23 protein-coding genes are annotated in these 23,816 nt (G+C 27.5%); 18 read left to right on the top strand and 5 right to left on the bottom strand.

Features of this window, described 5'->3' with window-relative positions:
- The first annotated feature begins 112 nt into the window (after nt 1-112).
- A complete protein-coding gene (locus MHL31_RS10660; protein ID WP_240225939.1) occupies nt 113-460 on the top strand; it encodes a 6-phosphogluconate dehydrogenase in 348 nt (115 codons plus the stop codon).
- Between the two features lie 5 nt (nt 461-465).
- On the opposite strand, the gene MHL31_RS10655 is transcribed toward MHL31_RS10660, so the two are convergent.
- On the bottom strand, nt 466-1,680 hold the full coding sequence (locus MHL31_RS10655) for a multidrug effflux MFS transporter (RefSeq protein WP_240225938.1): 1,215 nt from the start codon (nt 1,678-1,680) through the stop codon (nt 466-468).
- A 142-nt stretch (nt 1,681-1,822) separates the two neighbouring features.
- Between MHL31_RS10655 and MHL31_RS10650 the strand changes: the two genes are divergently transcribed.
- Nucleotides 1,823-2,368 carry an acyl-CoA thioesterase gene (locus MHL31_RS10650; RefSeq protein ID WP_240225937.1) on the top strand — a complete coding sequence of 182 codons (546 nt, stop codon included), beginning with the start codon at nt 1,823-1,825 and terminating at the stop codon, nt 2,366-2,368.
- Nucleotides 2,369-2,493: 125 nt separating this feature from the next.
- Here MHL31_RS10650 and gltX read toward each other — a convergent pair whose 3' ends face one another.
- Entirely contained in the window at nt 2,494-4,023 is a 1,530-nt protein-coding gene (gene gltX, locus MHL31_RS10645; RefSeq protein ID WP_240225936.1) for a glutamate--tRNA ligase, read from the bottom strand.
- Nucleotides 4,024-4,481: 458 nt separating this feature from the next.
- On the opposite strand from gltX, the gene MHL31_RS10640 reads away from it, so the two are divergent.
- From MHL31_RS10640 to MHL31_RS10595, 10 genes are all read left to right on the top strand, one after another.
- Complete coding sequence (locus MHL31_RS10640) at nt 4,482-4,913, top strand: hypothetical protein (RefSeq protein WP_240225935.1); 432 nt, start codon at nt 4,482-4,484, stop codon at nt 4,911-4,913.
- A gap of 341 nt (nt 4,914-5,254) precedes the next feature.
- Nucleotides 5,255-5,554 (top strand): hypothetical protein, encoded by a 300-nt coding sequence (locus tag MHL31_RS10635; protein WP_240225934.1) that lies wholly within the window; start codon nt 5,255-5,257, stop codon nt 5,552-5,554.
- A gap of 3 nt (nt 5,555-5,557) precedes the next feature.
- Nucleotides 5,558-6,334 (top strand): sensor histidine kinase, encoded by a 777-nt coding sequence (locus tag MHL31_RS10630; RefSeq protein WP_240225933.1) that lies wholly within the window; start codon nt 5,558-5,560, stop codon nt 6,332-6,334.
- A gap of 8 nt (nt 6,335-6,342) precedes the next feature.
- Complete coding sequence (locus MHL31_RS10625; RefSeq protein WP_240225932.1) at nt 6,343-6,987, top strand: response regulator transcription factor; 645 nt, start codon at nt 6,343-6,345, stop codon at nt 6,985-6,987.
- A 124-nt stretch (nt 6,988-7,111) separates the two neighbouring features.
- Nucleotides 7,112-10,471, top strand: a complete 3,360-nt coding sequence (locus MHL31_RS10620; RefSeq protein ID WP_240225931.1) for a DUF4175 family protein — start codon at nt 7,112-7,114, stop codon at nt 10,469-10,471.
- The gene (ybeY, locus tag MHL31_RS10615; protein WP_240225930.1) at nt 10,458-10,871 is read left to right on the top strand and encodes an rRNA maturation RNase YbeY; all 414 of its coding nucleotides are present in this window, start codon (nt 10,458-10,460) and stop codon (nt 10,869-10,871) included. Before MHL31_RS10620 ends, ybeY begins: the two co-directional genes overlap by 14 nt.
- Nucleotides 10,872-10,904: 33 nt before the next feature.
- Nucleotides 10,905-12,776: a tRNA uridine-5-carboxymethylaminomethyl(34) synthesis enzyme MnmG gene (gene mnmG, locus MHL31_RS10610; protein ID WP_240228887.1), complete on the top strand. Its 1,872-nt coding sequence runs from the start codon at nt 10,905-10,907 to the stop codon at nt 12,774-12,776.
- 527 nt (nt 12,777-13,303) lie between these two features.
- Nucleotides 13,304-14,164: a bifunctional 2-polyprenyl-6-hydroxyphenol methylase/3-demethylubiquinol 3-O-methyltransferase UbiG gene (locus MHL31_RS10605; RefSeq protein WP_240225929.1), complete on the top strand. Its 861-nt coding sequence runs from the start codon at nt 13,304-13,306 to the stop codon at nt 14,162-14,164.
- A 240-nt stretch (nt 14,165-14,404) separates the two neighbouring features.
- On the top strand, nt 14,405-14,914 hold the full coding sequence (locus tag MHL31_RS10600; protein ID WP_240225928.1) for an OmpH family outer membrane protein: 510 nt from the start codon (nt 14,405-14,407) through the stop codon (nt 14,912-14,914).
- 110 nt (nt 14,915-15,024) lie between these two features.
- Nucleotides 15,025-15,540: a GNAT family N-acetyltransferase gene (locus MHL31_RS10595; RefSeq protein ID WP_240225927.1), complete on the top strand. Its 516-nt coding sequence runs from the start codon at nt 15,025-15,027 to the stop codon at nt 15,538-15,540.
- Between the two features lies 1 nt (nt 15,541).
- Here MHL31_RS10595 and MHL31_RS10590 read toward each other — a convergent pair whose 3' ends face one another.
- Nucleotides 15,542-16,105, bottom strand: coding sequence for a 5-formyltetrahydrofolate cyclo-ligase (locus MHL31_RS10590; RefSeq protein ID WP_240225926.1), 564 nt, complete (start codon nt 16,103-16,105; stop codon nt 15,542-15,544).
- Nucleotides 16,106-16,302: 197 nt separating this feature from the next.
- Between MHL31_RS10590 and MHL31_RS10585 the strand changes: the two genes are divergently transcribed.
- The 5 genes from MHL31_RS10585 (at nt 16,303) to MHL31_RS10565 (ending at nt 21,103) form a co-directional block, all read left to right on the top strand.
- Nucleotides 16,303-16,530, top strand: coding sequence for a hypothetical protein (locus tag MHL31_RS10585; RefSeq protein WP_240225925.1), 228 nt, complete (start codon nt 16,303-16,305; stop codon nt 16,528-16,530).
- A gap of 119 nt (nt 16,531-16,649) precedes the next feature.
- Nucleotides 16,650-17,171, top strand: a complete 522-nt coding sequence (locus MHL31_RS10580; protein ID WP_240225924.1) for a TlpA disulfide reductase family protein — start codon at nt 16,650-16,652, stop codon at nt 17,169-17,171.
- A gap of 2 nt (nt 17,172-17,173) precedes the next feature.
- Nucleotides 17,174-17,407, top strand: coding sequence for a VF530 family DNA-binding protein (locus MHL31_RS10575; RefSeq protein WP_240225923.1), 234 nt, complete (start codon nt 17,174-17,176; stop codon nt 17,405-17,407).
- Nucleotides 17,408-17,438: 31 nt separating this feature from the next.
- Nucleotides 17,439-19,634 carry a radical SAM protein gene (locus tag MHL31_RS10570; protein WP_240225922.1) on the top strand — a complete coding sequence of 732 codons (2,196 nt, stop codon included), beginning with the start codon at nt 17,439-17,441 and terminating at the stop codon, nt 19,632-19,634.
- Nucleotides 19,635-19,864: 230 nt separating this feature from the next.
- Complete coding sequence (locus MHL31_RS10565) at nt 19,865-21,103, top strand: DEAD/DEAH box helicase (RefSeq protein WP_240225921.1); 1,239 nt, start codon at nt 19,865-19,867, stop codon at nt 21,101-21,103.
- 108 nt (nt 21,104-21,211) lie between these two features.
- On the opposite strand, the gene MHL31_RS10560 is transcribed toward MHL31_RS10565, so the two are convergent.
- A complete protein-coding gene (locus MHL31_RS10560; RefSeq protein WP_240225920.1) occupies nt 21,212-21,685 on the bottom strand; it encodes an OsmC family protein in 474 nt (157 codons plus the stop codon).
- A gap of 318 nt (nt 21,686-22,003) precedes the next feature.
- Between MHL31_RS10560 and MHL31_RS10555 the strand changes: the two genes are divergently transcribed.
- Nucleotides 22,004-22,870 carry an esterase family protein gene (locus MHL31_RS10555; RefSeq protein ID WP_240225919.1) on the top strand — a complete coding sequence of 289 codons (867 nt, stop codon included), beginning with the start codon at nt 22,004-22,006 and terminating at the stop codon, nt 22,868-22,870.
- 19 nt (nt 22,871-22,889) lie between these two features.
- Here the strand turns inward: MHL31_RS10555 and rlmF are convergent, their stop codons facing one another.
- On the bottom strand, nt 22,890-23,807 hold the full coding sequence (gene rlmF / locus MHL31_RS10550; protein WP_240225918.1) for a 23S rRNA (adenine(1618)-N(6))-methyltransferase RlmF: 918 nt from the start codon (nt 23,805-23,807) through the stop codon (nt 22,890-22,892).
- Nucleotides 23,808-23,816: the final 9 nt, after the last annotated feature.

Raw genomic sequence — 23,816 nt, 5'->3', positions numbered from 1 at the left:
TAGTTACAAATATTAAAACGTTACATTAAAAATAAAAACTAACTAAAAAAGAATGTATTTTTAGGCTTTCTATTTTATTTGAATTAGTATATTTATCATCAAATATATTTATATGAAAAAGGTACTTTTTAGTGTATTAGGAATTATAATTTTAGGAATTACTTTATATGTTTTATCAATTTATTATGTTACCTACAGTAAAGGTTACAGAGCTGGTGAATTAGTAAAATTTACACATAAAGGCTTACTTTTTAAAACTTGGGAAGGTGAAATAAGTCAAGGTGTTTCTGAAGCACAAATATTTCATTTTTCAGTTGAAGGTAATGAAAAAGAAGTGATTCAAAAATTACAAGATTTACAAGGTAAAGACATAAAATTAACTTACAAAGAACGTTTTGGAACATTTCCTTGGTTAGGTGATTCAAAATATTTTATAACTGATGTTAAGCAAACAGATTAGTTTTATTAAGAAATACATTTTTTGTAAAATCTATTTTTTTTAATTTTTGTATTTAGTATCATAATAATTCCAAACGTAGTAATTCCGCATAAAAACATACCAAAAACTAACGGAAAAATAGTTTCGTTATGTAATACACTAACCATTGCAGAAAGTGATGCTCCAAAAAACATTTGCATAAATCCAATTAATGCAGATGCACTTCCAGCATTAGTTGAAAAAGGTGCTAAAGCTAAAGCTGTAGCATTTGGAATTAACAATCCAAGTGAAAATAAAAATGTAAAAATAAAAGCTATTAGAATAGTACTTGTAATAGAGTTTAGTGTAAATAATAATAGAATTAAAAGCGATAAACTAACTAATGTTGTTGCTGAAAATGTAATTACTTTTTGCGATGAATATTTTTTTAATAAGAGTCTGTTTACCTGGCTACCTAATATAAAACCACAGGCATTTAAGCCAAATATTAATCCAAAATTAGATTCTGAAATACCAAAATGTTTTATAAAAACAAAGGCAGACCCGCTAATATATGCAAACATACCTGCCATTGCTATGCTGCTAGCCAGGGTATAATATAAAAAAATTGGATTGCTAAAAACGGTTTTATAATCTTTATAAACATTTTTTGGTTTTAGTGAGCGTTCTTTATTTGTTGAATTGTTTTCTGGTAAATAGAAATGTACAGCAAGAATTAATATAAAACTAAAAAAACTTAGAAAATAAAATATAGATTTCCAATTAAATACTGTTAATAACCATCCTCCAATGGTTGGGGCAATTATAGGAGCAACACCTGAAATTAACATTAAAATTGAAAAAATTTTAGCCGTTTCATTTATCGGAAAAGCATCTCGTACAACAGCTTTACTTGTTACTAATCCTGCACAACCACCCAAAGCCAATAAAAAACGCATGCCAATTAACCAATTAATACTCGGTGAAAACACACAGGCCAAAGCAGTAATACAAAATAGCGTTAAACCAATTAATAAAGGTTTTTTTCTACCGAATTTATCAGATATAGGTCCATAAATTAATTGACCAATGCTAATACCAATAAAATAACTTGTAATGGATAAAGAAACGTTTGAAATATCTGTATGTAAATCTTCTGCAATACTAGGAAAAGCAGGTAAATACATATCTATACTAAACGGACCTATTGCAGATAAAGCACCAAGTATAAAAAGTAGTGTATATTTCTGTTTTATTGTCATAAATAATCTGCAAAATTACTACAGTTTGTAATTACAGTTTTTTTTAAAATCATAAAATAACGTTAAATAACAATTTTAGCATACAGTTAATTAATGTTATTATTTGATATAGATTTGTAACTTTGATAAAAAATATACATTGATGAATAAAATTTATAAAAGTCCAAAAGAGTCCGAAATTATATTAACAGAATTAATGTTACCTTCATATTCAAATTTTAGTGGAAAAATTCATGGAGGATTTATTTTATCTTTAATGGATAAAGCAGCTTTTGCTTCTGCTTCTAAATTTTCTGGTCAATATTGTGTTACAGCTTCTGTAAATAGGGTAGATTTTTTAAATCCTGTTGAAGTAGGAGATTTGTTAACATTGCATGCACAAGTTAATTATGTTGGTAGATCTTCTATGGTTGTTGGTATTAGAGTTGAATCTCAAAATATTACAAATGGTAAAATTAAGCATTGTAATTCTTCCTATTTTTCTATGGTTGCTAAAGATGAATCGGGTAAAGGAGTACAAGTTCCTGGTTTAATAATTTCTAGTGAAACTGATATGCGAAGATTTTTACGATCTATAAAACATATTAAAATGAGACACGAACGTAAAATAGAATTTAGTGCAGAAAGTTTTGAACCAGAAAAACATAAGGATGCTTTAGAAGGGTATAATGTAAAAATTGAACTATAAAAAAAAGGAGCTGAAAAGCTCCTTTTTATATTATAATCTTCTAATAATGTTATTTTAAATTGATAATTGAACGGATAGAAGTGTTGTATTGTAATTTAAATTTATTAAAAAAACTATTACTTAATTTACAAGGTATCAATAGCTTTTTTAATTCTGTTAATTGTTGCTTCTTTACCAATCATTTCAGCAATATCAAATAGGTGAGGGCCTTTCATAGCACCAACTAAACTCAATCTAAAAGGTTGCATTACTTTACCAAAACCAATTTCTTTATTTGTAATCCATTCTTTAACAATTGTTTCAATATTTTGTGAATTAAAATCTTCAATAGAAGTTAAAACACTTATTAGTTCTTGCATTAATTCTGAAGTACCTTCTTTCCAATTTTTTCTAGAAGCTTTTTCATCATATTTTTTAGGATCTTCAAAAAAGAAGTTACTTAATTCCCAAAAATCTGAAATAAATGTTGCTCTTTCTTTTATTAAAGAAACTACTTTTACAATAAAATTAGTTTCTTTAGTTATACCTTTTTCAGTTAATATTGGTGTAAATAGTTCAGCTAATTCCTCATCGGATTTTAAGTGCATATATTGTTGATTAAACCATTTTGTTTTATCTGGATCAAAACGAGCTCCAGATTTATTAACACGACTTAAATCGAACGATTTTTCCAATGTTTCTAAACTAAATAATTCTTGTTCTGTACCTGGATTCCAACCTAATAGGGCTAAAAAGTTAATAACAGTTTCAGAAAAATATCCATCTTCTTTATATCCACGTGAAACATCTCCAGTTTCATTGTTTTTATAGGCTAATGGAAATACTGGAAATCCTAATTTATCACCATCACGTTTGCTTAATTTTCCTTTTCCTACAGGTTTTAAAATTAATGGTAAATGTGCAAATTCTGGAGTTTCCCAACCAAATGCTTCATACAAAGCAATATGTAGTGGGAGGGAAGGTAACCATTCTTCACCACGAATTACATGACTTATTTCCATTAAATGATCGTCAACAATATTTGCTAAATGATAGGTTGGCATTCCATCGCTTTTAAATAAAATTTTATCATCTAAAATTTCTTTTTTAAACGATACTTCACCACGAACTATATCTGTAGTAGAAATTATGTTCTGATCAACTTCATTTGTTGGATCGTGCATTTTAAATCTAATTACATATTTTTCTCCATTTGCAATGCGTTGGTTCACTTCATCTTCAGTAAGTGAAATAGAGTTTGTTAGTTTTGCTCTATTGTGGTGATTGTATATAAAAGTTTTTCCTTTTGCTTCGTGATCTTTTCTACAAACGTCTAATTCTTCTGCAGTATCAAAACAATAATAAGCTTTTCCTTTTGCTATTAATTCTAAAGCATATTTTTTATAAATTTCTTTACGTTCAGATTGTCGATAAGGTCCAAATTTTTCGTTTTTACCTGGTCCTTCTTCATAAGGGATATGCAACCAATTTAATGCATCAATAATATATTGTTCTGCGTTAGCAACATAACGTGTTTGATCAGTATCTTCAATACGTAAAATAAAAGTTCCGTTGTGTTTTTTAGCAAATAAATAATTAAAAAGGGCAGTTCTAACTCCACCAATATGTAATGGTCCAGTTGGACTAGGTGCAAATCGTACTCTAACGTTGTTCATTTTTTTTAGTTTTAAAGTGCAAAGATAATTTATAGATATAAATTCAAGCATTTATATTGCAAAAAAAAGGCTGCTATAAAAGCAACCTTTAAAATCAGCCCAATGATTTTTGAAATCCTTTGATTTAAACAAAGCAATTTTTAAATGTGGGGATTACCAATCCACTATAAATTTATCTTTTAATATGTTGTTCAAAAATGTATTCATTTTTAGTGTTTGTAGTAACTTTATTTAACAATATAAAATTTAGTACTAAAATGAATATAAAAATTCCGTATTTTAAATATTTGTCAGAAAATTTATTTTCGTAAAACATAATTAGTAAATTATAATACTGTAAAGCTATAATAAAAGATGTTTATTTTAACGGGTATATTTACCCTTTTTTAAAAGGGGATTTTTCCCCTTTTAAATTAAAATAATTAAGTAACTTTATCTTTTTAACTTAAAATATTGATATGGATTTACCAAAGGGCCTTATTTCTCCAAAAAAAGCGAAGGAATTAAATCAAACATTTATTAAAACTCGTTCTAACGATTTAAATAAGATAGTTCAAAAACTCGATGATAATCCAGATGAAAAAGATGCTTTATCTACTTGGTTTTCAATTGATGAAATTAAAAATTATATTGCTTATGTAGAAAGTAAAAATAAGAATGTTAATGGTTTAAGAATATACTTTGGTAGTTATTCCGGTGAAGATAAAAAATCTGTTAAAAAGAATTTATCTACAGTTTTTATTGTTCCAACAGAATCTAAAAGCAACAATTTACAAAAAAGTGGAATGCAAGATACAAACCCAGATGATGGTGGTTCTGACATTACTGATATAGATGCTTTAAACAATGGAACTTTAGGTAATCCACCTTCTAATTCATATCCTCAATAGTATTGAAATATTTTTTTTTAATATACCCAATATTATATTTAACAGTCCTAATAACAGGTTTTGTTAACTATTCTAAAATTAAAAATAGTTTATATTTAAAACTATTTTTAGCTTTTAATGCATATTCTTTATTAACAGAAATTTCTGGATTTTTTATAGGAGTTATGCTTGAAATAAATACTTTCCCTTTATTTAATACCTGGAATTTAATCAATCATTTTTTCTATTTATTCTTTTTCCTACATCTTTTAAAAAATAAATTTAAAAAAAATCTTATAAAATTTATCATTGGTATTTATGCTTTATTTACGATACTAGTAATTGCATTTTATTATGATTTTGTGAACAAGTTTCTATATTTAAATACTGTTGTTGGTAGTATTTTAATAGTAATTTCAGTATTAACATATTATTCTGAATTATTGCAAAGCGATGAAATTTTATACATAAAAAAGTCGATGTTTTTTTGGATAAGTTTAGGTGTTTTATTATTTAATATCGGTTTTATTCCAGTGTATATAATTGCAGAATTTATATCTTTTGGAGGTGTTTATAATATTGTTGCATTGTTTTTAAATTTATTAATGGTTAGTTGTTTTCTTACTGGCTTTATTTTAAGTGAAAAAGCCTATAACATTTAAATTATGGATCAAGTTGAAATTCAGATTTTAGTTTTTGTTGTAACAGTTGTTATTTTAGTTTTAGTTACCTCTTTGGTGCTTTTTTTCTATTTTTTTCAACAAAAAAAAACAACACTTTTAATTGAAAAACGTGAAACTAAAAAACGTTTCGAACAAGAAATAAACAATTCTAAATTAGAAATTCAAGAGCAAGCTTTAAAAAATATTAGTTGGGAAATACACGACAATATTGGACAATTGCTTTCTGTTGCAAAAATGCAATTAAATATTGTTCAAATGAGTGTACCTGATGCACAAAAAGAACAACTACAAGAAACCGGAACTATTGTTGGTAAAAGTTTAGAAGATTTGCGTGGTTTAGCAAAATCTTTAAATCCAGAAACAATTAAAAATAATGGTTTAGTAGATTCTTTAGAATTGGAAATGCAGCGCTTTAATCGTTTAAATGTTATTGATGCTTCATTAAAAATAATAGGGGATACGTATCATTTAAATAATGAAAAGGAAATTATTTTATTTAGAATTTTACAAGAGTTTTGTAATAACACTCTAAAATATGCTAAAGCCAAAAAATTAATTATTACACTAAAATATAACAAAGATAATTTAGAAATTACTGCTGAAGATAACGGTGTTGGTTTTAATATTACAGATACCAGTAAACAACATGGTATTGGTTTGTTAAATATTAGAAGTCGTGGAAAATTAATTGGTGCAAAAATAGATTTAAATTCCAAGGAAAATCTTGGAACAAAATTATATATTAGTTGTCCTAAATAAAACCCCAAATGAAACCAATAGATATAATTATAGTTGATGATCATTTATTGTTTGGAAACGCACTTAACGGATTAGTTTCTAATTTTAAAGAGTTTAATGTATTAGCTGTTTTAAATAATGGTAAAGAACTTGTTGATTATATTTCAAATAATAATTCTATACCAGAAATTATTTTAATGGACATTCAAATGCCAATTATGAATGGTATTGAAGCAACTAGTTGGTTGAAAAATAATAAACCAGAAATTAAAGTTTTAGCTTTATCTATGGAATGTGATGAATCTACTATTCTTGCAATGCTTCGTGCTGGTGCAAAAGGGTATTTATTAAAAGACATTCATCCAGATATTTTACATCATGCACTTAATCAAGTGAATTTAAATGGATATTATTATACCGATAGTATTGCAAATACTTTACTAAATTCTATAAACCAACCTGAAAAACCGATAAATATAATTCTTAAGGATCGTGAATTAGAATTTTTAAAATTAACAGTTTCAGAAAAAACTTATAAAGAAATTGCAGAAGTTATGTGTTTAAGTCCTAAAACAGTAGAAAATTATAGAGAAGCTTTATTTGAAAAGCTTGAAGTTAAATCTCGTATTGGACTTGTAATTTATGCTATTAAAGAAAAAATTGTAATTTTATAAACACTCGTTTACACTAATTTTTAATTATTTATAAAGTACTAAAAATCATAAACTTTATTAGGTACTCTTGTTTTAAGGTAATTTTCGTTATTTTTAGCCGTTTTAATAGTTTATAACTAAGGAATTGAGCAATTATAATTACATATTACAAAAACTTAAAGAGTTTATACGAAAGTATTATATTAACGAACTTATAAAAGGAATTTTACTATTTTTTTCTTTGGGTTTATTGTATTTTACCTTTACTCTAGTTATTGAACATTTTTTATGGTTAAAACCATTGTTTAGAACTGTGTTGTTTTGGTTATTTATTGTGGTAGAGCTTGCTTTAATTTTTAAATATATAGCAGTACCTATTTTCAAAATTTTTGGTTTAAAAAAGGGAATTTCTACTATAGAAGCCTCTAAAATTATTGGAGTTCATTTTCCTGAAATAAAAGATAAGTTACTGAATATGATACAGTTAAACGAATTTAAACATAATTCAGAACTGATTGAAGCTAGTATTCAGCAAAAATCAAATGAGTTTAAACTAATTCCGTTTACCAAAGCTGTTAATTTTTCAAGTAATAAAAAATATATCAAATATGCTTTGCTACCTATTTTAATTTGGTTGCTTGTATATGTAACTGGTAATATTACAATTTTCAATACAAGTTTATCGCGTGTTGTACATTATAAAACTGCTTACCAACCACCTGCACCATTTCAATTTAAAGTATTAAATACGTCTTTAGATGTAATAGAAGGATCAGATTTTAATCTGCAAATTCAGGTTGTTGGAAATACCATTCCAGAAAATGCTACAATTCATTTTTTAAATCAGAATTATTATCTAGAAAATATTGGTTTAGGTAAGTTTCAATACAATTTTACAAGTGTAAAAGAACCTATTAATTTTTATATACAAGCCACTGATGTTATTTCTAAAGAATACCAGCTTAATTTAAAAGCAACTCCAGTAATTACTAATTTAAAAATGCTTATTAATTATCCTAGTTATACTGGTAAAAGTAATCAAATAATAGAAAATACCGGTAATACCATTGTTCCACAGGGAACAACAATTTCTTGGCAGGTAGAAACACATCAAACAGATTCTGTTTCATTTATTTTAAATAATACTACTACGCAATCATTTCAACAAAGTTCAACCAATGTTTTTAGTTTTTCTAAAACTTTAAATGTTACAACAAATTATAAATTAGCAACTTCAAATTCATTTTTAAAAAATCACGAAGTTTTAAATTTTGAAATTGGTGTAATTACAGATGAGTATCCAAAAATTATTGTAAAGTCTGATATTGATTCTATTACACGTGGACCAGCACAGTTTATTGGGCAAATAAGCGATGATTATGCCGTTAATAAACTTCAGTTGGTATATTATGATAAAAATAATCCAGAAACGCTTAAAACTCACCAAATAGGGGTTTCAAAGTCATCTTTTTCCGATTTCTATTATGTTTTTCCTGAAGGTTTAGCAATTGATGCTGGTTTAAATTATGAAATGTATTTTGAAGTTTTTGATAACGATAGAGTTAATGGCAGTAAAAAAACAAAAAGCAGAACGTTTAGTTATTACAATAAAACTGCTAAGGAATTAAAAGAAGATTTGTTAAAAGAGCAAGCCGATAATCTAGATAACATTTCTAAAACATTAGAAAAGTCTAAAGAATCTAATTCTGAAGTTAACAAATTCAAAGATGAGTTAAAAAAGAAATCAGATATTAACTGGAACGATTCAAAAAAATTGGAACAATTTTTAAAACGTCAAGTTCAATATCAGGAAATGTTTAAAGAACAAACTGAACAGTTAGAGCAAAATTTAAATGAGCAACCAGAGGAACCTTCTTTAAGTGAAAAAAAAGAAGAATTAAAAAAACGTATTGATGAAACCAAAAAGTTGGCAGAACAAAAAGATATGTTAAAGCAACTTGAAGAATTATCTAAAAAAATTGATAAAGAAGATTTGGTTGATAAATTAGAAAAGATTGCAAAAAAGAATAAACAAAACCAACAGAGTTTAGAGCGTATTTTAGAATTAACTAAACGTTTTTATGTTGAGCAAAAAGCAAATCAAATTTCTGAAAAATTAGAAAATTTAGCGGATAAAGAAGAAGCGCTTTCTAAAAAAAATGATGATGAAAATACCTCAGAAAAACAAGATGAAATTAATAAAGAATTTACTCAAGTAAAAAAAGATATTGATCTTCTACATAAACAAAATCAAAATTTAAAAAGACCTATGAAACTTCCAAACGATCCAGATATTTTGGAAGATATTAATAATAAATTACAACAAGCTTTTGATGAATTAAAAGAAGAAGAAATTTCTGAAGAAAATACAGAATCCCCAAATTCAAAATCTAAAGCTAAGAAAAGTCAAAAATCAGCTGCTAAAAAAATGAAGCAGTTAAGTAAATCGATGGAGCAATCTATGGTTGCAATGGAAGGAGAATCTATAGATGAGAATATTGATGATTTAAGAAAAATTGTAGAAAATCTTGTTGAGTTTTCATTTCAACAAGAGGACTTACTTACAGAATTTTATAATACAGATGCAAGCCATCCTACTTATGCAAATAACCTAAAAGAGCAATATGTATTAAAAGAATATTTTGACCATATAGATGATAGTATTTATATGCTTTCTTTGCGTATGGTTAAAATGGGTGCAGATATACAAAAAGATGTTAGTGATGCGCAATATAATATTGATCAATCGCTTTTAAATTTTTCTGACAATAATTTTAATCAGGGAACTTCTAACCAACAATTTGTGATTACTTCTGTAAATAATTTAGCAAACAAATTAAGTGATTTATTAGAAAATTTAATGAATGCATCTGCAAGTATGGGGCAGGGAAAAGGTGAAGGAAGTTCTAAAGGTTTTAGTTTACCAGATATTATAAAGAAACAAGGTGAACTTTCTAAACAACTAGAAGAAGGAATGAAAAAGGGTCAAAAACCTGGCGATTCAAATAAGGGTGAGGATGGTGAAAAAAAATCTGGAGAGGGTAAAGGTAATAATGGTGAAGATGGAACTGAGCAAATGAATCAAGAACTTTATGAAATCTATAAAGAGCAAGCTAAGTTAAAATCTATGCTAAAAGATATGTTGGGTAACGACACTAAAAAACCTGGTGCAGGTGCTGCAGATGTTGTTAAAGAAATGGAAGCTTTAGAGCAAGAGCTTTTAGAAAAAGGTTTTACCAATTCAGTTTTAGAAAGGATGAAAAAGCTTACACATCAATTATTAAAATTAGAAAAAGCAAGAAAGGAGCAAGGCGATGATGAGCAACGAAAATCTAAAACTAATATACAATCCTTCCAACAAAGAAATATCGATAAATTAAAATTAGAAAACCTCTATTTTAATTATAATGAAATATTAAAAAGACAATCGTTACCTTTGCGCCAAATTTATAAAATTAAAGTACAAGAATACTTTAAAACTATTCAAAAAAATGATTCAATTTAATTACGAAACTGCGTTTACAATAAGCAATGAAACTAAAATTCAAGAATGGATTTCAGCTTGTATTAAAAATTATGGTTTTACTGAAGGAGAATTAAATTACATATTTTGTAACGATGATTATTTGCATAAACTAAATGTAGAGTTTTTAGAACACGATACTTTAACAGATATTATTAGTTTTGATTACACTTTAGGAAAGCTAATTAGCGGTGATATTTTCATTTCTATAGAAAGAGTACAAGATAATGCTCAAAAATTCAATCAATTATTTGAAAATGAACTTAATAGAGTTATAATTCACGGAATTTTGCATTATTTAGGCTTTAAAGACAAATCTGAAACCGAAAGTAAGCAAATGCGAAGCGAAGAAGATAAATGTTTAAGTTTATTGAATTCATAAATAACGTTCCACGTGGAACACAATACAAATATTATGTTTAATACAGAGTACGATGTTATAGTAGTTGGAGGTGGGCATGCTGGAAGTGAAGCTGCTGCTGCTGCTGCAAATATGGGCGCCCAAACATTATTAATTACAATGAGTTTGCAGAACATTGCTCAAATGAGTTGTAATCCTGCAATGGGTGGAATTGCAAAAGGACAAATAGTTCGTGAGATTGATGCGTTGGGTGGTTATAGTGCAATTGTAACAGATAAAACTGCTATCCAATTTAAAATGTTGAACAAATCTAAAGGACCTGCAATGTGGAGTCCAAGAGCGCAAAGTGATAGAATGCGTTTTGCTGAAACTTGGAGAAATATGCTTGAGCAAACTGAAAAATTAGATTTTTTTCAGGATATGGTTAAGGGTTTAATATTTGAAGGAGATAAAATTGTTGGTGTAAAAACATCTTTAGGAATTGAAATAAAATCTAAAACTGTTATTATAACTGCTGGTACTTTTCTAAATGGTTTAATTCATATTGGTGATAAAACTTTTGGTGGTGGTAGAGCAGGGGAAAGTGCTTCTGTTGGTATAACAGAAGATTTAGTTAAAGTTGGTTTTGAAGCAGGAAGAATGAAAACTGGAACTCCTCCAAGAGTTGATGGAAGATCGTTAGATTATTCTAAAATGATTGAACAACCAGGAGATGATAATCCAGAAAAATTCTCATATTTACCAACTACAAAATCTTTGGAAAAACAGCGTTCTTGTTATATGAGTTATACTTCTTTAGAAGTGCATGATTTGCTAAGAACAGGATTCGATCGTTCTCCAATGTTTAATGGTAGAATTAAAAGTATTGGCCCGAGATATTGTCCTTCTATAGAAGATAAAATAGATCGTTTTGCTACTAAAGAACGTCATCAAATTTTTGTTGAGCCTGAAGGTTGGAACACTGTAGAAGTTTATGTAAATGGTTTTTCAACTTCTTTACCTGAAGATGTTCAAGATAAAGCTTTGCGTAAAGTTGCTGGTTTCGAAAATGTAAAATTCTTTAGATATGGATATGCTATAGAATATGATTTTTTTCAACCTACTCAATTAAAACATACTTTAGAAACTAAGTTGATTAAGAACTTATATTTTGCTGGTCAAATTAATGGTACTACAGGTTATGAAGAAGCTGCTGCGCAAGGTTTGATGGCTGGTGTAAATGCTGCTTTAAATGTTCAAGATAGAGCACCATTTATTTTAAAGAGAAACGAGGCATATATTGGAGTTTTAATTGATGATTTAATTACCAAAGGAACTGAAGAGCCTTATAGAATGTTTACTTCTAGAGCTGAATATAGAACTTTATTAAGACAAGATAATGCTGATTTACGTTTAACTCCTTTGGCTTTTGAATTAGGTTTAGCTTCTGAAACGCGTATGAAAAGAGTTAAAGAGAAGCAGCATAAAACAGATTTGTTTGTTAAGTTTTTAATTGAAACAAGTATTAAACCTGATGTTATAAATCCTATTTTAGAAGCTAATATAACAGCTACAATTTCACAATCTATGAAGATGTTTAAAATTGCTGCACGTCCTCAATTAGACTTTCAGGATATTCAAAAAATACCTGATGTTGCTGCTTTTATTTCTGAGAATAATATAGATAATGAGATAATAGAACAGACTGAAGTTCATGTAAAATATGCTGGTTATATAGAGAAAGAAAAGAATCAGGCAGATAAATTAAATAGGTTAGAGAATGTTGTTATTCCTTTAAATTTCGATTATTCTAAAGTAAAATCTTTGTCTATTGAAGCACGTCAAAAGTTAACTAAAATTAAACCGATTACTATATCTCAAGCAAGTAGAATAAGTGGAGTTTCACCTAGTGATATTTCTGTTTTATTAGTTTATATGGGAAGGTAATTTTATACGTTCCACGTGGAACGTATTTATTTTTTATAAGTTCTAAAAGTGTAAAAACTGGAATATTTTAATATTAATTGTCTTTTTTAACGCTTTTTTATTGCCAAATCTAAGAGTAATTTTAGTGGGTTTTTGAATAAAAAAGAAGGTTGTTTTAATAATTTGTAGTTGGTGTTTGAATGTAAAACATATTAAATTAAAATGTTTTTTAGGAAATGTTAAGTTGTTTTAGAATGTAAAACGGTTAATTGAACTATTTAATTTTAATGTGTAAAATATAAAATGGAGCTATTTATAAGTTATAATCCGATTAATTTTTATTAATATTTTTTGTGTTAATTATAATTTTTAGCTGTTTTTAAATCTAATTTTTGTTTTTGTAAAAGTGTAAATTAGTACTAAATGTTTTCGTTCTCTAATGTGAAATGCTAAAATTTGTTACCAAGTTTTATTTTGAACGAAGTAACATAAATGTCTAAAAATTATAAATTAATTATTTATTAAATTGTTTTTTAATTATTGTTTAAATGAATTCAAATAAAAAGCCATATTTAAGTTGTATAGATTATACTGTTTCAAATAAAAAATTTGATTTAATATACAATGCTAAACTAGATATGTTAGAAACGTATCCGCAACCAAAAGTTGAAGAGTTAGGTTTGTATTATCAAAGTTCAGATTATATTTCGCATACAGATGCTAAAAAATCTTTCCTTGATAAAGTTTATCAAATTGTAAAAAAATATGCTTTAAACACGAAATTGAAATTGATCAATTCTTTTAAAACTTCTGAACAAAATTTATTAGATATTGGATGTGGTACAGGTGATTTTTTAGTTACTTGTAAAAATAATGGATGGAATGTAGTAGGAGTAGAGCCAAATAAAAATGCAAGAGATTTAGCAGAATCAAAATTAAATAAACAAAGTACTTCAACAATTTTTTCTGATATTGAACAATTAACTTCAGAAAAGTTCGATGTTATAACCCTTTGGCATGTGTTAGAACATGTACCGAATTTAGAATCATATATTTTAAAATTAAAAAGTTTATTAAAACCTAATGGTGTTTTGGTTGTAGCGGTTCCTAATTTTAAAAGTTTCGATGCGTTGTATTATAAACAATATTGGGCTGCTTTTGATGTGCCGCGTCATTTATGGCATTTTTCAAAAACTGCAATTCAACAACTTTTTTCAAAACAACAAATGGATGTTGTTAAAATTCTTCCAATGAAATTTGATTCGTTTTATGTTTCACTATTAAGCGAAAAGTATAAAACTTCTAAATCTAATTTTATAAAGGCATTTTACATTGGTTTTAAATCAAATTTAAAAGCAAGTGCTTCAAAAGAGCATTCTTCCTTAATTTATGTCATAAAAAACAGCTAAAATCCATTTTAAGCACTTTTAAAGCCTTTTTATTTTAAAAACGACTACTTGGTTTAAATTTTTTTAAAGTTTTCTCTTAATTAAGCTAACAAAGTCATTTTTGATAAGGTTTTATTATAGTAGTAGTTTTTAGTATAAATTATTCTAATAATTTAAAATTATAATATAAACTATTTATTTTGTTTATATATTCGCAAGAATTTTAAACAATAAGGAATTCTAAAAACAAAATTTTAAAACATGAAAAAATTACTATTAATTGCTTTTGTAATTGTATTTGCATCTTGTAACCAAACAAAAATTGCTTACATTAATGTTGAAGATTTAATGAAAGATTATGAAGGAACAAAAGCCTTAGAAGAAACTTTAAAAGAAAAACAAGAGGCAATGGCAAAAGAATTGGATAGTATTTCTGCTCCTTTTCAAGAAAAAGTGCAAGAGTATTATCAAAATGCTCAAAAAATGTCTGCTACTAAAAGAGCTCAAACTGAACAACAATTACAACAAGAGCAACAAATTTTACAAGGAAGACAACAACAAGCTAGCCAAGAATTACAACAAGAAAATCAACTTTTAAGTGAAGCTATTACTAAAAAAGTAGATAGTTTTGTGGCAGTATATTCAAAAGCAAATGGTTTAAATTTAGTATTAGGTACTTCTGGAAATGGAACTGTAATGTATGGTGATGATAATTTAGATGTAACAAATGCTATTTTAGAAATGCTTAACGAAGATTTTTCTAAAGAATAACATATAAAATACTTATAATCAGTAGTTTAAATAACTTTTAAAAGCCATAATTCTAAATTTACATAGAATTTTGGCTTTTCTTATTTAAATTAACTGGTTAATTTTAACAAATGATAGAAATAATTAAAGCTAACGTTAAAGATGCCAAATTAATAGCTGAGATTGGTAAAAAAACGTTTTGTGAGTCGCACGGTATAAGTGCTTCTAAAGCAGATATTAACGCTTTTGTGTCTGAAAAATATACAAAAGAGGCATTGGTAAAGCAATTACAAAACAGTAAAAATAATTACCATTTAATTTATTACAATAATAAACTTGCCGGATTTACTAATCTTGAATTAAATTGTTCAAATACAAATATTGAAGCTAAAAATGTAAGTAAATTAGATCGTTTTTATCTTTTAAAAGAGTTTTATGGACAAAAATTAGGATTAAAATTATTCCAATTTAATTTAGAAATCTCAAAAAAACATAAACAAAAAGGAATGTGGCTAGCTGTATGGGTAGATAATAAAAGGGCTATAAATTTTTATCAAAAAGCTGGATTTAAAATTGTAGGGAAATACGATTTTCAAATTTCTAAAACGCATTCTAATCCTAACCACATTATGTATGTTGCTTTTTAAATTATAAGCCTAAAAAAGTACTATCTACCAGTACATTATCTAATTGTAAATCGTGTACTTCTACAGGAATTTCATCTATCAATTGAAAAGGGTAGCAAATTCCAACTTTTTTTGAAGTTGGATGTTGTGCCATAAAGTTATCGTAATAACCACCACCATAACCTAATCTATAATTCTTTGTATTAAAAGACAAGCCAGGTACAATAATCAAGTCATACGTACCTAAAAATTCAATTGAATTTGCTGGATAACTAGTTCCAAACACTCCTTTTTCTAATTCGTCTAAAGAATTTAAAATCAAATTTTGTAATTTTCTATTTGGTAATGTTTTGGGAGTTACAACTGTAATATTTTCTTGTAACATTTTATCAATCAATTCATTAATATTAATTTCTGTTCCCATTGGTAAATAACAATGTACCGTTTTAAAATTATGTTTTTTAATAATGTTCCACAGCGAACCACAAATCCAAGCATCGTAATTTTTCTTTGCTGGTTTTGATAATTTTGAGCGTTTTAATAGCATTTCTTTTCGTAAAACCTTTTTTTTAGCTACAATTGACATTATCTACTAGTTTAAAATATTAGTTAGAATAAATATATTCATTATAATTTAAAAACCATTTATCTTTATCAAATACAACTTAAAGAAGTACTATGATTTTAAAACTTAGTCAATTATTTATTTTAAAAACTAATCAGCAATTTTACACGAAACAAGAACTATTTATACTGCAATTAAATGGTAATTTTATAAAACAAATGGAAAATTTATTAGGTTTAACTTATCTAGAAAACACCGATTTACAAGGTAATTTATGTTTTGTAAATAATAGTGAAGTACTTTCGGAATTTAAAACAGTTTTTACTAAAAAGGATATTATTAGATATGTAATTTCTTCATTAAATAAAACTATTTTCGATTCAGAAAAAGATGAAATACAATTGCCAATTAATGCGCATAATTTTTGGGAAAAAGTAAAAAATTAACCTAAAACCTTTTACTTTATTTATAATTGAGGTCTTATCTAAGCTGTTAAACCTAATAGGTTTCTAAAACTGTAGGTTTGCTATTTTGGAGTATATTTACAAAAAATTAAATTTATAAAATGAAAAAGCTATTATTTATAGTATTGTTTTTGGTTTTTCAAGTAAACTTTGCACAAGAGGACGCTACAAGAGGTTATAAAGTTAAAGTTGGAGAACAAGCACCAAATTTAAAATTTGCCTTATTAGACGGGACAAAATACACTAATGAGACTTTAAAAGGCAAAGTTGTTGTATTACAATTTACTGCATCTTGGTGTTCTGTTTGTAGAAAAGAAATGCCGCATCTAGAAAAACAGGTTTGGCAAAAATTTAAAAATGACGATTTTATTTTAATAGGTGTTGATTTAAAAGAAGATTTAAAAAAAGTAAAACGATTTATTGCTCAAATGCAAGTAACCTATCCTTTTACTATTGATACAGACGGTGCTATGTTTGAAAGTTTTACACTACCAAATGCAGGTGTAACCAGAAATATTGTGCTAGATAAAAATGGAAAAATAATTTTTCTTTCTCGTTTGTATGAAGAAAAAGAATTTAACAATATGATTGAAGTAATAGCAAATGAATTAAAAAAAGGCTAATTATGAAAAATAAAATTAGCGATGCATCACAACCAAACAATCCATTACATGGTGTAAAATTAGCTGAAATTTTACAATATTTAGTTTCAGAATACGGCTGGGAAGAATTAGGAGTTCTTATAAAAATTAATTGTTTTAGAAGTAACCCAACTATAAAATCTAGTCTTAAATTTTTAAGAAAAACACCTTGGGCAAGAGAAAAAGTTGAAAACTTATATTTAAAAACTATTAAGTAACAAGCTATTCTTTAATTAAACAAACTCTAAAATGGCTAAAGATATACTGCTTATTACGCCGCCTTTTACACAATTAAACACACCTTATCCGGCTACTGTTTACCTAAAAGGTTTTTTAAATACCAAGCAAATAAGTTCATTTCAAATGGATTTGGGTATTGAGGTAATTACAGCACTGTTTTCAAAAAAAAGTTTAGAGAATTTGTTCGAAGTTGCCTTAGAAAATAATACCATTATTTCTCAAAATTCGCAACGTATTTATGCTTTAAAGAATAGTTATCTTTCAACAATTAATCCTGTTATTTCTTTTCTTCAAGGAAAAAATGAAACTTTAGCACGACAAATTTGTACCAGTTCTTACCTTCCAAAAGCGTCAAGGTTTGATCAGTTAGACGATTTAGAATGGGCATTTGGTTCTATGGGCATTTTAGATAAAGCAAAACATTTAGCAACACTTTATTTAGAAGATATTTCCGATTTTATTAAAGAATGTATAGATGAAAATTTTGGATTTAGTAGGTATGCAGAAAGTTTAGGACAAAGTGCAAATAGCTTTGATGAATTGTACAACAATTTACAGTTAGATAAAACATATATTGATGAAATTACATTACAAATTTTAGATGATAAATTACAATTAATTCAGCCAAAACTAGTATGTATTTCTGTACCTTTTCCTGGAAATTTGTATAGTGGATTTCGTTGTGCACAATTCATTAAAAAGAAGTATCCAGAGATTAAAATTTCTATGGGTGGTGGATTTCCAAACACCGAATTACGTAGCCTGTCAGATGTGCGCGTATTTGAATTTTTCCATTTTATTACTTTAGATGATGGTGAACTACCAATTGAAATTTTGTGGAATTATATTAAAAGCCCTTCTGAAGAAAATTACAATTTTAAAAGAACATTTTTAAAAGAAAACAATAAAGTTGTTTATAAAAATACATCAACAAGAAACGATTATAAACAAAGTGAATTAGGAACGCCAGATTATACCGATTTATTATTAAACTCTTATCTTTCTGTAATTGAAATTGCTAATCCAATGCATAGTTTGTGGAGCGATGGTCGTTGGAATAAATTAACTATGGCACACGGTTGTTATTGGGGAAAATGTACTTTTTGCGATATTTCTTTAGACTATATAAAAATTTATGAACCTATTACGGCAAAATTACTGGTAGACAGAATGGAAACAATTATTGAAACCACCGGGGAAAGTGGATTTCATTTTGTTGATGAAGCTGCACCACCTGCCTTAATGAGAGGGTTGGCTTTAGAAATTTTAAAACGAGATTTAACCGTTACTTGGTGGGCAAATATTCGATTTGAAAAAAGTTTTACCAAAGATTTATGTATTCTTTTAAAAGCATCGGGTTTAATTGCCGTTTCTGGCGGATTAGAAGTCGCCTCAGAGCGTTTATTAAAATTAATAGATAAAGGTGTAACTATTGAGCAAGTAGCGCAGGTAAACCTTAATTTTACGGAATCTGATATTTTGGTACACGCATATTTAATGTATGGTTTTCCAACGCAAACGGTACAAGAAACTGTTGATAGTTTAGAAATGGTTCGTCAGTTATTTGCTTTAGGTATTATAAATTCTGGATTTTGGCATCAATTTTCGTTAACAGCACACAGTCCAATTGGTTTAAATCCAGATAATTATGGAGTTATTCCAAATTATAAAGAAATTACGTTTGCTAATAACGATGTTGATTTTAAAGATAAAACTGGAATAAATCATTCAAAATTTAGTTATGGATTAAAAAAATCAATTTTTAATTTTATGCACGGCATTGGATTTGATGTTGATTTACAAGAATGGTTCGATTTTAAAATTCCTGAAACAACAATTAACCCATATTTTATTGAAGATTGTTTAGTTCCTCAAGAAAGTTTAACTATAAAATCTTCTGCTAAAATAGTGTGGATAGGAGGGAACCCGCTAGTTTCTTATACTTCAAAAACAAAAAGAGGAAAAACTCGTGAGTTTATTCAATTGGCATTTCATACCAAAAACGAACTTTTTGAAACTTCATTAGAAAAAGATAAAGGCGAGTGGTTATTAGATGTATTAGAAGAAATTGCTGTTAATAGCGGAAGTTCAAAAACTTTTGTACAAATAAAACAAGATTTTGAAAATTCTTTCGATAATTTTGAATTGTTTTGGTATTCTAAACCTATTAAAAACCTTAGAAATTACGGTTTATTGGTTTTGTAAGTATAACATTAGTTTATTTTAGAAAGTTGTATTTTTCTGTAGAAATATTAATTATAAATGTTGTTTTAAAAGTTAAATCTATGTCAACCTGAACTTATTTAAAATGACGAATTTTAGTACTTTCTGAATAAGCTCTATTTTTATCAATTAAAAAGTGAGCAAGATTAATTTAAAACTCGACTCACTTATTTTACTGTATCTTTGCAAAAATCTTGTTTTAAAAACTACGTATGCAATTTAAAGACTTAAAGTTAAATAAACCTATTTTAAAAGCCATAGAGGCAAAAAATTATACATCAGCAACACCAGTACAAGCACAAACTATTCCGTTGGTTTTAGCTAAAAATGATGTAATAGCTTCAGCACAAACTGGAACAGGAAAAACAGCTGCTTTTGCCTTACCAATTTTACAATTACTTTTTGATAAACAAGATGCTGGTAAAAAAGGAAAAAAAGTGAAAGCTTTGGTTATTAGTCCAACCAGAGAATTGGCAATTCAAATTGAAGAAAACTTTAAAACATACAGTAAATTTACCAATTTAAGAACCACAGTTGTTTACGGTGGAACATCTATAGAACCACAAAAAGATGTACTTAAAAAAGGTGTTGATATTTTGGTTGCTACGCCAGGTAGATTGTTAGATTTACACAAACAAGATTGCTTAAATTTAGATTATATTGAAACCTTAGTGTTAGATGAAGCCGATTTAATGTTAGATATGGGTTTTATAGACGATGTTCGTAAAATTGAACGTTTATGTCCTAACGAAAAGCAAATATTATTGTTTTCTGCTACAATGCCTACAAAAGTTGTACAGTTAGCAAACAAAATTTTAAAAGAACCTGAAACCGTAGATGTAACACCAACTTCATCTGCTGCTAAAAGTGTAAATCAGTTATTATTTTATGTGCATAAACAACATAAAATGGAGTTGTGTTTATATTTACTAAGAAATACTATAAAAGGTAATATTTTAATTTTTAGACGTACCAAAATGGGTATTGCTAAACTTGAAAAAATGCTTAAAGGAAATGGTTATAAAGTTGATAGTATTCACGGAGATAAAACACAAAATGATCGCGAAAAAGCACTAAATAATTTTAAAGAAGGAGCTATAAATATTTTAATAGCAACAGATGTTGCCGCACGTGGAATTGATATTGATAATTTAGACGCTGTTATAAACTTTGATATTCCAAATGTTTCTGAAACTTATGTCCATAGAATTGGTAGAACTGGTAGAGCCGGAAATACAGGAGAAGCGTATTCATTTTGTTCTGCAGACGAGAAAGCATATATAAAAGATATTCAACAATTAATTAATACTGCAATCCCTGTAATGGACCAACATCCTTATGTATTAGATCCTAAGGCAAAGCGAGAAGTACACAGAACACCAGGTAAAAGTAAACACAAACCAGGAAGAAAATCTGCTGCTTCAAAGAAAAATAAAAAGCGATGGTATTAATAATCGCCATTACAAGTTATTGGAAGTAGAAAAATATCTGAAATTCTAAACTCAAAAAGCTTCAATTTACTTGTAACAGCGATTTAAAACAAACAAACAAAATCAGTATTAATGTAACTGACTTGTACTTTCAAGAGAATGAAACTTGCCTTTTAGTAAAAGGTTTATAGGCGTTTTATTGGTTAGGTTGTCAGAAACAGGACATCTATCTTCAATTTTAGCAATCCATTCTTCTAATATTTCAATAGAAACATCACAATCTGGTTCTAAAGAAACATCAATTTTTTTATAGCCTGATCTATCTTCAAACGAAGATCCAAACAAGCGTTGTGGATTTAAATTACCACACATTTTAATTTTTAAGCCACGTAATTCAAAATCCATTTCCTTAGCAATTACGTGTCCCATTACATTTATACATCCACAAAGTGCAGCAAGTATATATTCAACAGGATTTGCACCTTCATTTGTGCCGCCAAGACTTTCAGGTTCATCAATTACAATTTCAAAACCTCTTGCTTTTACAACTGTTTTGGTTGGGTTTTCACTTTGAGCTACAACTCTAAATTTTAAATCTTCCATAATTTGTTCCAATTTAAATTTAACCTGATTTTTATTTACTATAAAGTTAAGTATAAGTAAAAAATCTAATTCAACTTAGTAAGTGAAGTACTCCATATTTAATAATGTAATATTACATTCAAAACCTATTTTAAAATGACTTTATTATGTATGTATTTTAGTTGATTTTTAATGCATAATATTAGTTAATAGCTTTGTTTAAATTAATTTTTTAAAAATTGTTTTTTATTCTTTTATCAGAATAGAAATCATTAATTTTATAGATTAAAGTTCATTTTTTTCAAATGTGCTTACCACAATACAAAATATTAGAAATTCATGAAAAATATAGTTACACTATTTTTAAGTTTTTGTTTTATAATAACAAGCTTTGCACAAACTGGTAAGGTTTTCGACAACCTATCAATTAAGAGTAATATTTTAAAAAGTGAACGAAAATTTGCTGTTTATTTACCACCAGATTATGAAACTTCTGAAAGAAGTTATCCTGTTTTATATTTGTTGCACGGTTTAGGAGACGACCAAACTGGCTGGGTTCAATTTGGTGAGGTACTTCGCATAACAGATGCTGCAATTAAAGAAGGCTCTGCAACTCCTATGATTATAATTATGCCGGATGCAAATACCGAGAAAATTGGTTATTTTAATTCCATTGATGGAGATTGGAACTACGAAAACTTCTTTTTTAAAGAGTTTATGCCAACGGTAGAAAAAAAGTATAGAATAAAAAGTTCTAAACGTTTTAGAGCTATTGCAGGACTTTCTATGGGAGGGGGCGGAACATTTATGTATGCATTGCATCGTCCAGATTTATTTTCGTCTGCTTGTCCTTTAAGTGCTTTTATTGGACCTCGTACAATAGATGAATATAAAGACTGGCAAAAACGATTAGGGAATGATGTAGTTGTTAGTGATAAAAAAATTCAAACTTATTTAGAAACTCACAATGCACTTTCTTTAATTAATAATACACCTGTTGAAGAGTCAAAATCTGTGCATTGGTATATTGATTGTGGCGACGATGATTTTTTATTTGAAGGTAATAGTTTAGTGCATATTGCCATGCGAAAAAATAATATTCCACATGAATATCGTGTTAGAAATGGCGCACATAATTGGACGTATTGGCGTGAAGCTTTGCCTGAAGTATTGTTTTTTGTTTCAAAAACTTTTCATCAGCATTAAAAACATTGGTAAAACTGTTTTAAATCCAGGCTTTTTGTTCTTCTTCAGTTAAAAAAGTCCAAGCAACAATACGTGTAACTTTATTTCCTTGATGCATTGGAATTGTTTTAATTTTAGTGGCACCCATTTTTTTTAATGAAGGCACTAAGCTTTCTGCATTTTGTTTTTTTGAAACTAGGGTAGTATACCAAAAACAATTGGTTTTAAATTGTGCACTTTCGTAAGCATAAGTATGAATAAATGCTTTTTCACCACCTTTATACCATAATTCTTGCTGTTTTCCACTAAAATTACGAGATTCAACAGAATCTGTATTTCCTAAACCTTCTAATTTTCTAGCATTGGCTTGCATTGCTTCTTCTTGCGATTTGTAAAAAGGTGGATTGCAAATAGTGGCCGATAATTTAGTGTCTTTAGTTAAAATCCCTTTAAATATTTGACTAGCATCTTTTTGCTGAATCAATTTAATGGCATTAGAAAGTTTATTTTTTTTAATTATTTTTTCAGCTCTATCTATAGATTTTTTATCAATATCTGTTCCTAGAAAATTCCATTGATACTCAGCATTTCCTAGTAAAGGATATATACAATTTGCACCTGTTCCAATATCTAAAACGCTAATATTATTAGTAATTCCAGACGATTTTAATAAATCTGCCAAATAATGAATATAATCTACTCTTCCAGGAATTGGTGGACATAAATTATCATCAGGAAAATTCCAAAAAGAAATATTATAAAATTTAAATAGCAACGCTGTATTTATAGCTTTAACAGCTTTCGGGTTCGCAAAATCTATGGTTTCAGTCCCATATTTATTTACAAAAACAAATTCTTTTAAATCTGGATATACTTCGCACAAAGCCACAAAATTATAACCATTTTTATGTTTGTTATTTATATGTAATTTACTGTTATTCTCTTTTGCTGTTTTCATAATTTAATT

The sequence above is a fragment of the Lutibacter sp. A80 genome, assembly GCF_022429645.1.
Classification (GTDB): domain Bacteria; phylum Bacteroidota; class Bacteroidia; order Flavobacteriales; family Flavobacteriaceae; genus Lutibacter.
This window is presented reverse-complemented; position numbering and strand designations above follow the sequence as displayed.

Bases quoted from the DNA above. Each gene is read 5' to 3' on its own strand.
- MHL31_RS10590 (WP_240225926.1), bottom strand. From the start codon at position 16,105: ATGTCAATTGTAGCTAAAAAAAAGGTTTTACGAAAAGAAATGCTATTA.
- MHL31_RS10660 (WP_240225939.1), top strand. From the start codon at position 113: ATGAAAAAGGTACTTTTTAGTGTATTAGGAATTATAATTTTAGGAATT.
- MHL31_RS10640 (WP_240225935.1), top strand. From the start codon at position 4,482: ATGGATTTACCAAAGGGCCTTATTTCTCCAAAAAAAGCGAAGGAATTA.
- MHL31_RS10565 (WP_240225921.1), top strand. From the start codon at position 19,865: ATGCAATTTAAAGACTTAAAGTTAAATAAACCTATTTTAAAAGCCATA.
- MHL31_RS10605 (WP_240225929.1), top strand. From the start codon at position 13,304: ATGAATTCAAATAAAAAGCCATATTTAAGTTGTATAGATTATACTGTT.
- MHL31_RS10655 (WP_240225938.1), bottom strand. From the start codon at position 1,680: ATGACAATAAAACAGAAATATACACTACTTTTTATACTTGGTGCTTTA.
- gltX (WP_240225936.1), bottom strand. From the start codon at position 4,023: ATGAACAACGTTAGAGTACGATTTGCACCTAGTCCAACTGGACCATTA.
- MHL31_RS10585 (WP_240225925.1), top strand. From the start codon at position 16,303: ATGGAAAATTTATTAGGTTTAACTTATCTAGAAAACACCGATTTACAA.
- MHL31_RS10570 (WP_240225922.1), top strand. From the start codon at position 17,439: ATGGCTAAAGATATACTGCTTATTACGCCGCCTTTTACACAATTAAAC.
- MHL31_RS10560 (WP_240225920.1), bottom strand. From the start codon at position 21,685: ATGGAAGATTTAAAATTTAGAGTTGTAGCTCAAAGTGAAAACCCAACC.
- ybeY (WP_240225930.1), top strand. From the start codon at position 10,458: ATGATTCAATTTAATTACGAAACTGCGTTTACAATAAGCAATGAAACT.
- mnmG (WP_240228887.1), top strand. From the start codon at position 10,905: ATGTTTAATACAGAGTACGATGTTATAGTAGTTGGAGGTGGGCATGCT.
- MHL31_RS10575 (WP_240225923.1), top strand. From the start codon at position 17,174: ATGAAAAATAAAATTAGCGATGCATCACAACCAAACAATCCATTACAT.
- MHL31_RS10555 (WP_240225919.1), top strand. From the start codon at position 22,004: ATGAAAAATATAGTTACACTATTTTTAAGTTTTTGTTTTATAATAACA.
- MHL31_RS10600 (WP_240225928.1), top strand. From the start codon at position 14,405: ATGAAAAAATTACTATTAATTGCTTTTGTAATTGTATTTGCATCTTGT.
- MHL31_RS10595 (WP_240225927.1), top strand. From the start codon at position 15,025: ATGATAGAAATAATTAAAGCTAACGTTAAAGATGCCAAATTAATAGCT.
- MHL31_RS10650 (WP_240225937.1), top strand. From the start codon at position 1,823: ATGAATAAAATTTATAAAAGTCCAAAAGAGTCCGAAATTATATTAACA.
- MHL31_RS10580 (WP_240225924.1), top strand. From the start codon at position 16,650: ATGAAAAAGCTATTATTTATAGTATTGTTTTTGGTTTTTCAAGTAAAC.
- MHL31_RS10630 (WP_240225933.1), top strand. From the start codon at position 5,558: ATGGATCAAGTTGAAATTCAGATTTTAGTTTTTGTTGTAACAGTTGTT.
- MHL31_RS10625 (WP_240225932.1), top strand. From the start codon at position 6,343: ATGAAACCAATAGATATAATTATAGTTGATGATCATTTATTGTTTGGA.
- rlmF (WP_240225918.1), bottom strand. From the start codon at position 23,807: ATGAAAACAGCAAAAGAGAATAACAGTAAATTACATATAAATAACAAA.